The sequence below is a fragment of the Variovorax sp. OAS795 genome (assembly GCF_040546685.1).
Lineage (GTDB): Bacteria > Pseudomonadota > Gammaproteobacteria > Burkholderiales > Burkholderiaceae_C > Variovorax.
Window position 1 is genome coordinate 2,215,932 of record NZ_JBEPOH010000001.1, and the last position, 13,789, is coordinate 2,229,720.

Here is a 13,789-nt window from a genome sequence, read left to right on the forward strand (position 1 = left end):
ATTGGCTGATTGTTGCTTGATGGCCGCATGTGCGCAACGCACAATCGCCGCGTGACTGCTTCATTCTTCGACTTTCCCCCATTCGACATCGAGCGCGACGGCGTGCGCGTGCACGGCCGCATCGGCGGGCGAGGCGCGCCGTTGCTTCTCCTCCATGGCCATCCGCAGACACACCTCATCTGGCATCGCGTGGCACCTGCGCTGGCCGAGCGGTTCACGGTGGTCGCGCTCGACCTGCGCGGCTACGGCGACTCGGGCCGTCCCGCGGACGATGCCGCCCACAACGCCTACAGCAAGCGCGAAATGGCGCTCGATGCGCTCGCCGCCATGCGCCACCATGGCTTCGAGCGCTTCGGCGTGCTGGCCCATGACCGCGGCGCGCGGGTGGCGCACCGGCTGGCCGTGGACCACGCGGCGGCCGTCGATCGCATGTTGCTGCTGGACATCGCACCCACGCTGGCGATGTACGAGAACACCACCGAGGCATTTGCCCGCGCCTATTGGCACTGGTTCTTCCTGGTCCAGCCGCCGCCGCTGCCGGAGGCGCTGATTGCTTCCGATCCCGCGCGTTTCGTGCGCAGCGTGATGGGAGGCCGCCATGCAGGCCTTGCGCCTTTCTCGCCCGAAGTGCTGGCCGAGTACGAGCGCTGCGCAGCCATCGAGGGCACGGCCGAATCCATCTGCGCCGACTACCGCGCCTCGGCCACCATCGACCTCGCGCACGATCGCGCCGACATTGCCGCGGGCCAGCGCCTCGCGCAGCCGCTTCGCGTGCTCTGGGGCGAGCACGGCGCGGTGGGCAAATGCTTCGACGTGCTGGCGCTCTGGCGCGAGCGCGCGCTTCAGGTCTCGGGCCGCGCGCTGCCGTGCGGCCACTACGTTCCCGAGGAAGCCCCGGCCGAGCTGCTCGCCGAGGCACTCCAGTTTTTCACTCCGCTCCAGCAAGAAGGAACCCGATCATGACCACCCACAGAATCGCAGTCATCGCCGGCGACGGCATCGGCAAGGAAACCATGCCCGAAGGCCTGCGCGTGATGGATGCCGCGGCGCGCAAGTTCGGCATCGACCTGAAGTTCGACCACTTCGATTTCTCCAGCTGGGACTACTGCGAGAGGCACGGCAAAATGCTGCCCGACAACTGGAAGGACCAGATCGGCGGGCACGACGCGATCTACTTCGGCGCAGTCGGCTGGCCCGAGAAAATCGCCGACCACGTGTCGCTCTGGGGCTCGCTGCTCCTGTTCCGCCGCGAGTTCGACCAGTACATCAACCTGCGTCCCGCACGGCTGATGCCGGGCATCACGGCTCCGGTGGTGCGACGCGACGGCACGCCGCGCGCGCCCGGCGAGATCGACATGTACATCGTGCGCGAAAACACCGAGGGCGAATACTCGAGCATCGGCGGGCGCATGTACGAAGGCACACCGCGCGAGATCGTGGTGCAGGAAACAGTGATGTCGCGCGTAGGCGTCGACCGCGTGCTCAAGTTCGCATTCGAGCTGGCGCAGTCGCGGCCCAAGAAGCACCTGACCAGCGCCACCAAGTCGAACGGCATCTCGATCACCATGCCGTACTGGGACGAGCGCGTGGCCGAGATGGCGAAGAACTATCCGGGCGTGGCGCAGGACAAGTTCCACATCGACATTCTCACCGCGCACTTTGTGCAGCGGCCCGACTTCTTCGACGTGGTGGTGGCGAGCAACCTGTTCGGCGACATCCTCTCCGACCTCGGGCCGGCGTGCACGGGCACCATCGGCATCGCGCCCAGCGCCAACCTCAACCCGGAGCGCACCACGCCATCGCTGTTCGAGCCAGTGCACGGCTCCGCGCCGGACATCGCGGGCAAGGGCATTGCCAACCCCATCGGACAGATCTGGTGCGGCGCGATGATGCTCGAGTTCCTGGGCCACAAGAACGCGCACGACGCGATCCTGGCCACCATCGAAAAGGTACTGGCGCCCCAGAGCGGCGCACCTCGCACACCCGACATCGGAGGCCGCGCGAGCACCAGCGACCTGGGCAAGGCCATCGCCGAAGCCCTTTGAAATTGAGCCGCGAGAAACGCCCCTAAAATCGCGCGCTCCGCTGTTCTGCATGGCCTCGTGTCGTATTGACACCCTGCAGACCAGTGGTTGTAATCCTCGCTGGCAGCGCGCTGCCGAGGCGTCAGTCCTGCCAGGCTTCTTGCGTCGCGTCGTTTCGCGGCCGGCTCGCAGCTGACGAAGCCGACAAACTTTATTTCTTCGACAAGGGGCCCTTGTGAACAAGACCGAACTGATTGAGCACATCGCAAAAAACGCCGATATTTCCAAGGCAGCCGCTACCCGCGCGCTGGAATCCACCATCGGCGCCATTCGCACCACGCTCAAAAAAGGCGGCTCGGTGTCGCTTGTCGGTTTCGGCACTTTCGCAGTCGGCAAACGCGCTGCCCGCACGGGCCGCAATCCGCGCACCGGCGACGCGATTAAAATCAAGGCAGCCAAGATTCCGAAGTTCCGTCCGGGCAAGGCGCTGAAAGACGCGCTGAACTAAGACGTAGACTCGGAGAGTATTCCCGGTGGGGTGCTTAGCTCAGTTGGTAGAGCGGCGCCCTTACAAGGCGTAGGTCGGGGGTTCGAGCCCCTCAGCACCCACCACCCACCCGATGCAAAGGCGAACACTGGTTCGCCTTTTTTATTGCCGTCCGACATCCGTCGAAAAAGAGTGTTCAAGCATGTTTGATTTTTTCCGCAAGTACAACAAGATCGTCCTGATTTTCTTGTTCTTGCTGATCATTCCCTCGTTCGTCCTTTTTGGCGTGGAGCGCTACCAGGGCTCCGGCGACGAGAAGGTTGCACGCGTCGACGGCCACAACATCACCCGGCCCGAGTGGGATGCGCAGCATCGCATCGAGACCGACCGCATCCGGCAGCAGTCGCCGAATGTCGATGCGGCGCTGCTCGAATCCGACGTGATTCGCTACGGCACGCTGGAGCGCATGGTGCGCGATCGCGTGCTGGCCGCGGCGGCGGCCAAGTCGAACGTCACGGTGTCCGAAGAGCGCCTGTCGCGAATCTTCGCGCAGGACGCGGGGCTTGCGGCATTCCGCACGCCGGACGGCAAGTTCGACCGCGAGGCGTTCCAGCGCGTGACGGGGCGCACCCCGGAGCAGTACGAGGCCGCGATGCGTTCCGACCTGGCCACGCAGCAGGTGCTGCTCGGAATCTCGGGCACGGCGTTCACGCCGCCCGCATTGGCCGCGGCAACGATCAACGCCTTCTACGATCGCCGCGAGATCCAGGTCGCACGCTTCACCCCCGAGAGCTTCGCATCGAAGGTCACGGTCAGCGACGCCGACATCGAGGCGTACTACAAGGCCCACACCGCGCAGTTCCAGGCCCCCGAGCAGGCCAATGTCGAATACCTCGTGCTCGACCTCGAGGCGGCCAAGAAGAACGTTTCGGTCAACGAGGCCGATCTCAAGACCTACTACGAACAGAACGCCGCCCGCTTCGGCACAAAGGAAGAGCGCCGCGCCAGCCACATCCTGATCACCGCGCCCGCCAGCGCGCCGGCGGCCGATCGCGCCAAGGCAAAAGCCAAGGCCGAGCAGTTGCTGGCCGAAGTGAGGAAGGCGCCTGGCACCTTTGCCGATGTCGCGCGCAAGAATTCGCAAGACCCGGGGTCGGCGGAGAAGGGCGGCGATCTCGACTTCGTGACGCGCGGCGCCATGGTCAAGCCGTTCGAAGACGCGATGTTCGCGCTCAAGAAGGGCGACATCAGCGACGTGATCGAAACCGAGTTCGGCTACCACATCATCCGCCTGGCCGACATCAAGCCGGCCGTGGTGCCTCCGTTCGAACAGGTGCGCGCCACCATCGAGAACGAGCTTCGCGCGCAGCAGGCGACGCAGGAATTCGCCAAGGCGGCGGAAAGCTTCACCGATGCCGTCTACCAGCAGCCGGACAGTCTCAAGCCCGCGGCCGACAAGCTGAAGCTCACGATCCAGACGGCGAACAACGTTGCGCGCACACCGGCACCGGGTGTCACCGGCGTGCTGGCCAATCGCAACTTCCTCAATGCACTGTTCGCGGCCGACTCGCTGCAGCGCAAGCAGAACACCGAGGCGATCGAGATCGGTACCAACCAGCTCGCGGCCGGCCGCGTGACGCAGTACACGGCTGCGCATCCGGTGCCGCTGGCCGAGGTCAAGGACAAGATCCGGGCGCAGCTGGTGACCGAGCGTGCCGCCGTCATGGCCAAGGCCGATGGCGAAGCCAAGCTCGCCGCCTGGACCGCAAAGGCCGATGGCGCGACCTTCGGCGCGCCGCTCACCGTGTCGCGCCGCGAATCGCAGAACCAGCCGCTTTCGATCATCGACGCCGCTTTGCGTGCCGATGCAGCCAAGCTGCCTGCGCTGGTGGGTGTGGACTTGGGGACCCAGGGCTATGCCGTGGTGCGCGTGACCAAGGTCGTTGCGCGCACACCCTCGGCGCCCGAGCAGGCGCAGCAAGAGAACGCGCAGATCGGCCAATCGATCACCGCGGCAGAAGAACTCGCGTATTACAACCTGCTCAAGGAGCGTTTCAAGGCCGAGATCCTGGTGCCGAAGCCGGCCGACACGCTGCCCGCCGCAGGCCGTTGATGCCGCACGCGGTGTCGCGTCCGGGTCGCTGATCCGGCGCGCCGTCGCACGTGGGACAAGCGCGCCCTGAGCTTGTCGCCAGAATCGCCTGCATGGGAACCCTCTATCTCGTGCGCCATGGCCAGGCCAGCTTCGGTGCCGCCGACTACGACAACCTGAGCGAGCTGGGGCACAAGCAGTCGGTCCGCCTCGGCGAATATTGGCGCGAGCGCGGCATGCATTTCGATGCCGTGATCACCGGCACCTTGAAGCGCCATCGCCAGACTTGGGAGGGCATTGCCCAAGGACTCGGCCTCGACCGCGAAGACGTGCTTCCCTGGCCCGGACTCAACGAGTACGACAGCGAAGCAGTGATTGCCACGATTCACGAAGGCAAGCTCGAGAAGCCCGATTCTCCCGAGATGTACCGGCACCACTTCCGCCTCTTGCGCGACGGACTGGGCGCCTGGATGCAGGGCAGGACCCAGCCCGCCGGCATGCCGAGCTACGTGGATTTTCTGGCCGGCGTGACAACGGCGCTCGACCATGTGCGCGACCGGCACCATGGCGCCAAGGTGCTGGTGGTGTCGAGCGGCGGCCCGATCAGCACGGCCGTCGGCCATGTGCTCGGCACCAGCGCCGAAACCACCATCGAGCTCAACCTGCGCATCCGCAACACGGCAGTGACGGAGTTCGCCTTCACGCCCAAGCGCCACATGCTGGTGACCTACAACACCCTGCCGCACCTGGACGCCCCGGCGTGCGCGGACTGGGTGACCTACGCCTGACCGAGCGCGGCCTCAGGCCTGCCAGACGCCGTAGCCGCTCTTGCGCAGCGCGATGCCGAGCTCGACCTCCATCGATCGCGCATCCTCGTAGCTCATCGGGTTATAGCGCTCATAGAGGGAGGGCAGCAGCCGCAGGCCGAACGCCTGCACGAAGCTGTTGGCCTGGATGCCGGCCTTGTGCTTGTCGAAGCGGATGTCCGGGTCCAGCCCGGTCATTCCAACGTAGACAAAAGGCTTGCCGAGCTGGTACTCGGGATTGGCGCGCCTGAAGCGCCCGTGGTTCCATACGCGGTCGTCGAGCTCGACCACGTAGACATGGTGCCTGGCTCTGGGCTTGCGCGGCATCGGCCCGCAGGTGTGCCCGTGACGCTAGCTCTTGCGCTTGATCAGGCCGTAGAGGAGCAGCAGCACGATCGCGCCGAGCACGGATGCGATGAAGCCTGCGCCCTGTCCCGCCGTGTACCAGCCCAGGGCCTGGCCCACATAGGTCACGATCAACGACCCTGCAATACCGATCAGTGTCGTCACGATGAAACCCGCGGAGTCGTCGCCCGGCTTGACGGCGCGTGCCACGAGACCCACGATGAACCCGATCAGAATAGTCCAGACGATGCTCATGAAAAATCCTTTGGCGGTGAATTGGAAGCGCGTGGAAAGCCTGCCCACCGGTGCGGGCGCGTTCATGATAGCGGAGCAGCGCCGGCGCGAGGCCCGGTGAGCGGCGTCAACCCCTCGTTCGGGGCGCTTGGCGCCGATTCCATGCCGCGCATGCTGCAGCGTCCTACAGGGCCAAGCCCCGCGCGGCGCTATACCCCGAACCATGCTCGAGAAACTGCCTGAGGCCATCGGACACGCGCTGCAAGGGGTGCGCGCGGGACTGGACAAGATCGTCTTCAACACGCTCGGCATGCGCCAGGGGATGTCGTCGATCGCACTCACCAGCGTGGCTTTCGTCGACCACGGCCCCTTGCCGGCGCGCTATACGGCGGATGGCGAGGGCCTGTCGCCGCCGCTGCAGTGGGCCGATGTGCCGGTGGAAGCGAGCTCGGTGGTCGTGGTGGTGGAGGACGCGGATTCGCCAACGCCCAATCCGCTGGTGCACGCGATCGTGGTGGGGCTGCGGCCGAGCGACGGCAAGCTCGACGAGGCAGCCATTCCGAGCCGCGACAACGATGGCGCACCGGGCCTGCATGCCGGACGAAACTCCGGATTGCAGGCCGCCTGGCTGCCCCCGGACCCTCCGCCGGGGCACGGGCCGCATCGCTATGCCTTCCAGATATTTGCACTCGGCGGCGCGCCCCTGTTTTCCGCCACGCCAGGGCGCGACGAAGTCTTCAATGCCTTGCGCGAACATGCGATTGCCAGTGGCCTGCTGATCGGGACCTGCGAAAGGCCGGACGGGTCGATCAAGATCCCGGAGACCGCACCTGCCGGGCCGCTTGCGGCAGGCTGAGTAGATTTTCAGCCACATGCGCTGGCCGGGGTAGAGAAAACACGGGTTTTTGCCGCTACAATTGCTGGCTCTGCGGTGGCTGTAGCTCAGCTGGTAGAGTCCCAGATTGTGATTCTGGTCGTCGTGGGTTCGAGTCCCATCAGCCACCCCAAAATACCTTCCCGACTGCTATTGCGCAATAGCGTCCATGGAAAACCACTACGCCGGGCCCGTCCTGGCGTTGTCATTTCCGGTAACCGCTTGTGCCGTGTCCGGAGTCTCCCCCTTGCTTTTGTTCTCTAAAAACGTTCGGCGTCGGCGGGCTTTGCGTTGTGCGCTGCGTCAATCTGCTCACTGTGGTGTTTTTCTCCTCATGGCCTGCTTGTTTTAAATTGGAACTGAATTAAAATCCGCCCGTTTCCAATTTTCAGGAGTCCAAAAATGGCTTCGACCCTTGCCGATATCAATTCTCAGATCAAGAAGTACGACGAGCAGATTGCGCAATTGCGCAAGCAGGCCGAAGACCTTCGCAACCAGGAGCGTGCGGGCGTCATTGAAGACGTGCGGAGAAAGATCGCCGAATACGGCCTGACGGCATCCGACCTGAAACTGAGCGCTCGCGGTGTCTCCGTCAAGCGCAGCGCTGGCGCCCCCGCCCCAAAGGCAGCCGCCAAATACCGCGGCCCGACGGGCGAAACCTGGTCTGGCGGCCGAGGCCGCAAGCCGCGCTGGGTGACCGAAGCATTGGCCGCCGGCAAGTCCCTCACCGAATTCGAGATCAAGTAAGCGTCCGGTCAGGCCCTCGGCCCGATAAAAAAGCCCGCATGTGCGGGCTTTTTTATTGGTGAGTCGCCAGGTCGTGCGCAGGCTCAGTTCACCATCACGAGTTTTCCTTTGACGCCGCGTGAGCCCATGTGGGCATAGGCGGCCTTCAATTGAGCCATCGGCATCGTGCTGTCGATCACGGGCTTGATCTTTCCCTGGCCGTACCACTGGGCCAATTCGGCCATCATTTGTGCATTGGCCTTGGGTTCGCGCTTGGCGAAATCGCCCCAGAACACGCCGACCAGCGAAGCGCCTTTCAGCAGCGTGAGATTCAATGGCAGCGATGGAATCGGCCCCGATGCAAAGCCAACGACCAAATAGCGCCCGCGCCAGCCAATCGAACGAAAAGCCGGCTCCGCAAAATCACCGCCGACGGGGTCGTAAATCACATCGGGGCCCTTGCCGTCGGTCGCGGCCTTGATGGCGTCGCGAAAGCCGCCTGGAAGCGCGTGCGTGGTGTAGTTGATGGTGGCGTCCGCGCCAATGGAGCGGCAGAGCTCGCATTTCTCGTCGGTCGAAGCTGCTGCAATGACCTTGGCGCCTGCCGCCTTTGCGATCTGGATGGCTGCGGTGCCCACGCCGCCTGCGGCGCCCAGCACGAGCACCGTTTCTCCGGCCTTCAATTGCGCGCGGTCCATCAATGCGTGCCATGACGTCGCATAAATCATGATGAAGGCGGCGGCGTCCACGTGGCCGAAGCCTTCCGGCAGCGGCATGCACATTTCGGCAGGCGCCAGGGTATGGGTCGCGAATCCGCCGGTACCCGAGAGGCATGCCACGTTCTGCCCGACTTTCAGGTGCGTGACACCTTCGCCCACCGCCTGCACCACACCCGCGTATTCGGAGCCTGGCACGAAGGGCAGCGGCGGCTTCATCTGGTATTTGTTCTGGACGATCAGCAGGTCGGGGAAGTTGAGGCTTGCGGCCTTGATCTCGATCAGCACCTGGCCAGGACCCGGTACGGGTGTGGGCAGTTCTTTCCAGGTCAGCGCGTCGACGCCGGTGGGGTTTTCGCAAAGCCATGCGTGCATGCTCGGGTCTCCTTTGAGTCAGTCGTGTGTGGGCAATGAATGCGAGGGCGATGATAGGGGGCGCGGCAGGGCGTCCTTGTCCCTGCTGCGACGCCCCCGCCGCCTACAATCCGGGCACCGAAAAGCACCATGAAGATACTTATTTCAAATGACGATGGCTTTCAGGCTCCGGGCATCGTCGCATTGCACGACGCTCTGAAAGACATCGCCGATGTCGAGGTGGTTGCGCCCGAGCACAACAACAGCGCCAAGTCGAACGCACTCACGCTGGCGGCGCCGCTCTACGTGCACAAGGCGCATAACGGTTTCCGCTATGTGACCGGCACGCCGGCCGACTGCGTGCACATCGCCCTCAAGGGCCTGCTCGACTACCGGCCCGACCTGGTGGTGTCCGGCATCAACAACGGCGCCAACATGGGCGACGACACCATCTACTCGGGCACCGTCGGCGCCGCCATGGAGGCCTATCTGTTCGGCATTCCGGCGATCGCGTTCTCGCAGATCGAAAAAGGCTGGGCGCATGTCGATGCGGCCGCGCAGGTCGCACGGCGGCTGGTGCAGCAGATCGAGCGCGAGCGCATGCTCCAGGGCGGCGCCTTCCTGCTCAACGTCAATGTGCCGAACCGCCCGTTCGACCAGCTCAAGCCCATGAAGGTGTGCCGGCTCGGCCGCCGCCATGCCGCCGAGAAGGTCATCACGCAGGAAAGCCCGCGCGGCGAGACCATGTACTGGATCGCCGGCGCCGGCAGCGCCAAGGACAGCGGCGAAGGCACCGACTTCCATGCCACTGCTGGCGGCCACATCGCACTGACACCGCTGCAGATCGACCTCACAGATCATGCCAACCTGGGGCAATGGCGCGAGACGGTTGCCCGTCTCGGCAATTGACATGGCCACGCAACGGCCTGGATTCCCGGTTCGCCTGACACCCACCGCTTCTGCCGCCACACGCGGGCGGCTGCCTGCCGTGCCCGCCAAGCCGATGGTGTCGACCACGCCTTCCATGGCGTCGGATGCCGTGCGCGCACGCATGGTGCAGAAGCTTGCTGCCCAGGGCATCACCGATCCGCGCGTGCTGCGCGCGCTGGGCGCGGTGGAGCGGCATCGCTTCGTCGACAGCGCACTGGTCAACCAGGCCTACGAGGACACGAGCCTGCCCATCGGGCTGGGCCAGACCATCTCCAAGCCCAGCGTGGTGGCCCGGATGATCGAACTCCTGCTGGGCGCACCCGCGCTGGCCGGCAAGCCGCAGGAGCGCCTCGGGCGCGTGCTCGAGATCGGCACCGGATGCGGGTACCAGGCGGCGGTGCTGAACCACGTGGCCACGGAGGTCTACAGCATCGAGCGGCTGCGCGGCCTGCACGAGCGTGCACGTACCAACCTGCGGCACTTCCGGTTGGCGACGGTGCACCTGATGCTGGGCGATGGCATGGTGGGGTATGCCAAGGGTGCTCCCTACGCGGGCATCATCGCCGCGGCGGGCGGCGAGGCGGTGCCGGAGGCCTGGACAGAACAACTCGCAGTGGGCGGACGCATCGTGGCGCCCACGCAATCGGCGGGGGGCGGACAGGCCCTCGTCGTCATCGATAAAACCGCCCGTGGACTCGAGCGCCGCATTCTTGAGGCGGTTCACTTTGTCCCCCTAAAATCGGGCATCGCTTGAAGGAACAACAAATGCAGGGTTTTGGCAATCGGAGTTGGTGCGCTGGTATCACGTTGGCCGTTGTGCTCGTGATCGCAGGCTGCGCCGCACCGCGAGGGCCGGCACCGGTCGAAGACCGCGGCACCATGACGCGTGCGCCGAATTCGGCACCCGGGGGCCCGCTCATCACCACGGATGCCTCGGGCAAGCCGCTTCCGGGCATCGAGAACTATGGCAAGCCGGGCTACTACGCCGTGCGGCCCGGCGACACGATTCGCCGCATCGGCATCGAAACGGGCCAAAGCTGGCAGAACATCGTTCGCTGGAACAATCTCGAGAATCCCGACCTGATCGAAGTCGGGCAGGTGCTGCGCGTGGTTCCGCCGGTGGGGCCGGCGAGCGGCGCCACTTCGCTGGCAACCGCGCCCGCTACCGCGGAAGGGGTGGTCACCAAGCCCGTGGTTCCGCCGTCGGTGGTCGTGCCCTCGGCGCCCGCTAGCGCGGCGGCCGGCAAGCCGCCGGTCACTGCGTCGCCATCGGCTCCGGCTGCAAACTCGGGCGACGAAGACCTCGGCTGGATCTGGCCGGCGCATGGCACGCTCATCGCGGGCTTCGACGACGCCAAGAACAAGGGCTTCGACATCGGCGGCAAGGCCGGCGACGCCGTCCTGGCTGCAGCCGACGGCCGCGTGGTGTATGCGGGAGCCGGCCTGCGTGGCTATGGCAACCTGATCATCCTCAAGCACAACAACACCTACCTCACGGCGTACGCGCACAACCAGACGCTGCTCGTGAAGGAAGACCAGTCAGTGCAAAAGGGCCAGAAGATCGCCGAAATGGGCAACAGCGACGCCGACCGCGTCAAGCTGCATTTCGAGATCCGCCGCCAGGGCAAGCCGGTCGATCCCGCGCGCTACCTGCCGAGCCGGTGATGCCATGGCCGCCTCTCGCCTGCGTCGCACGCTTGCTGTGCGTCGGCCGGCGGGCCGGGGTGGCGCTGTAGAGAGCGGTCCGGAAGAAGCTGCGCCGGCAAGGCCAGCTTTCGCACCGGATCCCGATGCGGTGGCAGAGCCGACCATCGGCGGCGAGGGCGCCGATGCCCTGACGATCTACCTGCGCCAGGTGCGGCGCACCGAACTCTTCACGCCCGAAGAGGAATACCGGGCCGCATCCGCCGCACGCGCCGGCAGTTTCGAGGCGCGGCAATCGATGATCGAGCACAACCTGCGGCTGGTCGTGAACATCGCCAAGGCGTATCTGGGCCGCGGCGTTCCGCTCTCCGACCTGATCGAGGAAGGCAACCTCGGCCTGATGCATGCCATCACCAAGTTCGAGCCCGAACGCGGTTTTCGCTTTTCCACCTACGCGACCTGGTGGATCCGCCAGGCGGTGGAGCGCGCAGTCATGACCCAGTCGCGCGCCATCCGCCTGCCCGTGCATGTGGTGCGCGAACTGCAGCAGGTGCTGCGGGCCCGCCGGACGCTCGAAGGCGACGCGGAGTTCCTGGCGCGCCGTCCCGACGGTGTGCGCGTGGAAGACATCGCGGCGCTGCTGGGCCATGAAGTACAAGCCGTTTCGGAGCTGCTGGCACTTTCGGAGGCACCGCGCTCGCTGGATGCCGGCGATGCGCGCGGCGAGGAAGGCTTCACCCTGGCCGACACCGTGGCGTCCGACGACGAGCAGGGCGATCCGACCGATGTCACGCAGACCCACGAGGTCGCGCGCCTGCTGGATCAATGGGTTCACGCGCTCGATGCGCGCGAGCGCGAGGTGCTCGAAGGCCGCTATGGCCTGCATGACCGCGAGCCCGAAACGCTCGAGGTGCTGAGTGTTCGCCTCGGACTGACGCGCGAGCGTGTGCGGCAGATCCAGAACGAAGCCCTGGCCAAGATGCGGCGGCAAATGGTGCGTTCGGGCGTGGAACGCGACGCCCTGCTGTAGCTTGGGCGCCGCGGCCACGGAAGGCCGGCCCGGCGCTGAGACAATCGGGGGATGACGGAATCCATCGCAGAAAAGAAAGTCCCCACCAAAACACCGGCCACGGCGCCTGACGAGTGGCTCGCGGTCGAGTCGCTCGATCTCGACGCGCAAGGCGTTGCCCACAACGCCGAAGGCATGGTCGTGTTCATCGAGGGTGCTCTGCCCTTCGAAGAGGTGCAGTTCAACGTTCATCGCCGCAAGAACAACTGGGAGCAGGGCACGGTCACCGCCATCCGTCGCGAATCGTCGCAACGGGTGCGCCCGGGCTGTCCGCACTTCGGCCTGCACACCGGCGCGTGCGGCGGCTGCAAGATGCAACACCTGGACGCGGCGGCGCAGGTGGCGGTGAAGCAGCGCGCCTTGGAAGACAACCTGTGGCACCTCGGCAAGGTGCGGCCCGACAACGTGTTGCGGCCGTTGGAAGGACCCGCATGGCATTACCGCTATCGCGCGCGGCTCTCGGTGCGCCATGTGGTCAAGAAGGGCACGGTGCTGATCGGTTTTCACGAGCGCAAGAGCCGCTATCTCGCCGACATGGAGGTCTGCCCGGTGCTGCCGAAGCAGGTCAGCGACATGCTGATGCCGCTGCGCGCGCTGATTGGCTCGATGGATGCGCGCGAGACCTGCCCGCAGATCGAACTCGCCTGCGGCGATGCGCCCGGCACCACCGTGCTCGGCACCATTGCGCTGGTGCTGCGGCACCTGGAGCCCCTCTCCAGCGCGGACATCGGCCGCCTGAAGGACTTTGCGGCGCAGAACGCAGGCGTCCAGTGGTGGCTGCAGGCGCAAGGGCCCCGAAACCGTGAAACTGCTGGAAGAGGGCGGTGCGCCGCTCTCCTACGAACTCCCCGAGTTCGGCGTGACCATGCCGTTCAAGCCGACCGACTTCACGCAGGTCAACCCGCACATCAACCGTGCGCTGGTGGGCAAGGCCCTGCGCCTGCTCGACGTGAAACCGCAAGAGCGCGTGATCGACTGGTTCTGCGGGCTCGGCAACTTCACCTTGCCGCTGGCGAGCCGGGCGCGCGAAGTGCTGGGCATCGAAGGCAGCGAGACCCTGGTCGCGCGTGCGGGCGACAACTTCAGGAAGAACCAGCCCGCCACCTCCGCACGGCGGGCGCTTTCACCGGCGCGCTTCGTAGCCCGCAACCTCTTCGAGATGACGCCTGCGATGCTCGTGGCCGATGGCAGCGCCGAGAAATGGCTGGTGGACCCGCCGCGCGAGGGCGCCTTTGCGCTGGCCAAGGCCATGGCCGACCTGCACCTGCAGCCCGAACTGCGAACCGATGGCTGGACGCCGCCGAAGCGCATCGTCTATGTGAGCTGCAATCCGTCCACCCTGGCAAGGGACGCGGGGCTGCTGGTGCACCAGGCAGGCTACCGCTGCACCTTCGCGGGGGTCATCAACATGTTCCCGCACACGGCGCACGTCGAGTCGATCGCGGTCTTCGACCTGGCATGAAAAAAGGGCCCGCCGGGCCCTTTTTT

14 protein-coding genes, 2 tRNA genes and 1 pseudogene are annotated in these 13,789 nt (G+C 65.6%); 14 read left to right on the plus strand and 3 right to left on the minus strand.

From position 1 onward, the window contains the following. The first annotated feature begins 51 nt into the window (after positions 1–51). The 6 genes from ABID97_RS10655 (at position 52) to ABID97_RS10680 (ending at position 5,391) form a co-directional block, all read left to right on the plus strand. On the plus strand, positions 52–963 hold the full coding sequence (locus tag ABID97_RS10655) for an alpha/beta fold hydrolase (protein ID WP_354398463.1): 912 nt from the start codon (positions 52–54) through the stop codon (positions 961–963). Further along, entirely contained in the window at positions 960–2,045 is a 1,086-nt protein-coding gene (locus tag ABID97_RS10660; protein ID WP_354398464.1) for a tartrate dehydrogenase, read from the plus strand. Before ABID97_RS10655 ends, ABID97_RS10660 begins: the two co-directional genes overlap by 4 nt. 214 nt (positions 2,046–2,259) lie before the next feature. After that, positions 2,260–2,532: an HU family DNA-binding protein gene (locus tag ABID97_RS10665; RefSeq protein ID WP_007830705.1), complete on the plus strand. Its 273-nt coding sequence runs from the start codon at positions 2,260–2,262 to the stop codon at positions 2,530–2,532. Between the two features lie 28 nt (positions 2,533–2,560). Further along, positions 2,561–2,636, plus strand: a tRNA-Val gene (locus ABID97_RS10670). 77 nt (positions 2,637–2,713) lie between these two features. Further along, entirely contained in the window at positions 2,714–4,624 is a 1,911-nt protein-coding gene (locus ABID97_RS10675; RefSeq protein ID WP_354398465.1) for a SurA N-terminal domain-containing protein, read from the plus strand. A 92-nt stretch (positions 4,625–4,716) separates the two neighbouring features. Further along, on the plus strand, positions 4,717–5,391 hold the full coding sequence (locus tag ABID97_RS10680) for a histidine phosphatase family protein (RefSeq protein ID WP_354398466.1): 675 nt from the start codon (positions 4,717–4,719) through the stop codon (positions 5,389–5,391). Between the two features lie 12 nt (positions 5,392–5,403). On the opposite strand, the gene ABID97_RS10685 is transcribed toward ABID97_RS10680, so the two are convergent. Together ABID97_RS10685 and ABID97_RS10690 are read right to left on the minus strand one after the other, a co-directional pair. After that, positions 5,404–5,736 (minus strand): hypothetical protein, encoded by a 333-nt coding sequence (locus ABID97_RS10685; RefSeq protein ID WP_354398467.1) that lies wholly within the window; start codon positions 5,734–5,736, stop codon positions 5,404–5,406. A gap of 24 nt (positions 5,737–5,760) precedes the next feature. Continuing rightward, entirely contained in the window at positions 5,761–6,009 is a 249-nt protein-coding gene (locus ABID97_RS10690) for a GlsB/YeaQ/YmgE family stress response membrane protein (protein WP_354398468.1), read from the minus strand. 202 nt (positions 6,010–6,211) lie between these two features. Here ABID97_RS10690 and ABID97_RS10695 point away from each other — a divergent pair, with 202 nt between their 5' ends. The 3 genes from ABID97_RS10695 to ABID97_RS10705 all read left to right on the plus strand — a co-directional run bounded on the left by ABID97_RS10695 (position 6,212) and on the right by ABID97_RS10705 (position 7,609). Next, positions 6,212–6,844 carry a YbhB/YbcL family Raf kinase inhibitor-like protein gene (locus ABID97_RS10695; RefSeq protein WP_354398469.1) on the plus strand — a complete coding sequence of 211 codons (633 nt, stop codon included), beginning with the start codon at positions 6,212–6,214 and terminating at the stop codon, positions 6,842–6,844. 75 nt (positions 6,845–6,919) lie between these two features. Next, a tRNA-His gene (locus tag ABID97_RS10700) sits at positions 6,920–6,995 on the plus strand. 269 nt (positions 6,996–7,264) lie between these two features. Further along, positions 7,265–7,609 carry an H-NS histone family protein gene (locus ABID97_RS10705; RefSeq protein ID WP_354398470.1) on the plus strand — a complete coding sequence of 115 codons (345 nt, stop codon included), beginning with the start codon at positions 7,265–7,267 and terminating at the stop codon, positions 7,607–7,609. Positions 7,610–7,692: 83 nt separating this feature from the next. On the opposite strand, the gene ABID97_RS10710 is transcribed toward ABID97_RS10705, so the two are convergent. After that, positions 7,693–8,679 carry an NADPH:quinone oxidoreductase family protein gene (locus ABID97_RS10710; protein WP_354398471.1) on the minus strand — a complete coding sequence of 329 codons (987 nt, stop codon included), beginning with the start codon at positions 8,677–8,679 and terminating at the stop codon, positions 7,693–7,695. 129 nt (positions 8,680–8,808) lie between these two features. Here ABID97_RS10710 and surE point away from each other — a divergent pair, with 129 nt between their 5' ends. From surE to rlmD, 5 genes and pseudogenes are all read left to right on the plus strand, one after another. After that, positions 8,809–9,567, plus strand: a complete 759-nt coding sequence (gene surE, locus ABID97_RS10715) for a 5'/3'-nucleotidase SurE (protein WP_354398472.1) — start codon at positions 8,809–8,811, stop codon at positions 9,565–9,567. Position 9,568: 1 nt separating this feature from the next. Further along, positions 9,569–10,342 (plus strand): protein-L-isoaspartate(D-aspartate) O-methyltransferase, encoded by a 774-nt coding sequence (locus tag ABID97_RS10720; protein ID WP_354398473.1) that lies wholly within the window; start codon positions 9,569–9,571, stop codon positions 10,340–10,342. A gap of 11 nt (positions 10,343–10,353) precedes the next feature. Beyond that, positions 10,354–11,253, plus strand: coding sequence for a peptidoglycan DD-metalloendopeptidase family protein (locus ABID97_RS10725; RefSeq protein ID WP_354398474.1), 900 nt, complete (start codon positions 10,354–10,356; stop codon positions 11,251–11,253). Positions 11,254–11,257: 4 nt separating this feature from the next. Next, positions 11,258–12,262, plus strand: coding sequence for a sigma-70 family RNA polymerase sigma factor (locus ABID97_RS10730; RefSeq protein WP_354398475.1), 1,005 nt, complete (start codon positions 11,258–11,260; stop codon positions 12,260–12,262). A 51-nt stretch (positions 12,263–12,313) separates the two neighbouring features. Continuing rightward, positions 12,314–13,763: pseudogene (gene rlmD / locus ABID97_RS10735) on the plus strand (23S rRNA (uracil(1939)-C(5))-methyltransferase RlmD). Positions 13,764–13,789 lie beyond the last annotated feature (26 nt).

Excerpts from the sequence above, each read along its gene's own strand:
- ABID97_RS10660 (WP_354398464.1), top strand. The coding sequence starts at position 960 with ATGACCACCCACAGAATCGCAGTCATCGCCGGCGACGGCATCGGCAAG.
- ABID97_RS10675 (WP_354398465.1), top strand. The coding sequence starts at position 2,714 with ATGTTTGATTTTTTCCGCAAGTACAACAAGATCGTCCTGATTTTCTTG.
- ABID97_RS10680 (WP_354398466.1), top strand. The coding sequence starts at position 4,717 with ATGGGAACCCTCTATCTCGTGCGCCATGGCCAGGCCAGCTTCGGTGCC.
- ABID97_RS10685 (WP_354398467.1), bottom strand. The coding sequence starts at position 5,736 with ATGCCGCGCAAGCCCAGAGCCAGGCACCATGTCTACGTGGTCGAGCTC.
- ABID97_RS10690 (WP_354398468.1), bottom strand. The coding sequence starts at position 6,009 with ATGAGCATCGTCTGGACTATTCTGATCGGGTTCATCGTGGGTCTCGTG.
- ABID97_RS10695 (WP_354398469.1), top strand. The coding sequence starts at position 6,212 with ATGCTCGAGAAACTGCCTGAGGCCATCGGACACGCGCTGCAAGGGGTG.
- ABID97_RS10705 (WP_354398470.1), top strand. The coding sequence starts at position 7,265 with ATGGCTTCGACCCTTGCCGATATCAATTCTCAGATCAAGAAGTACGAC.
- ABID97_RS10710 (WP_354398471.1), bottom strand. The coding sequence starts at position 8,679 with ATGCACGCATGGCTTTGCGAAAACCCCACCGGCGTCGACGCGCTGACC.
- surE (WP_354398472.1), top strand. The coding sequence starts at position 8,809 with ATGAAGATACTTATTTCAAATGACGATGGCTTTCAGGCTCCGGGCATC.
- ABID97_RS10720 (WP_354398473.1), top strand. The coding sequence starts at position 9,569 with ATGGCCACGCAACGGCCTGGATTCCCGGTTCGCCTGACACCCACCGCT.
- ABID97_RS10725 (WP_354398474.1), top strand. The coding sequence starts at position 10,354 with ATGCAGGGTTTTGGCAATCGGAGTTGGTGCGCTGGTATCACGTTGGCC.
- ABID97_RS10730 (WP_354398475.1), top strand. The coding sequence starts at position 11,258 with ATGGCCGCCTCTCGCCTGCGTCGCACGCTTGCTGTGCGTCGGCCGGCG.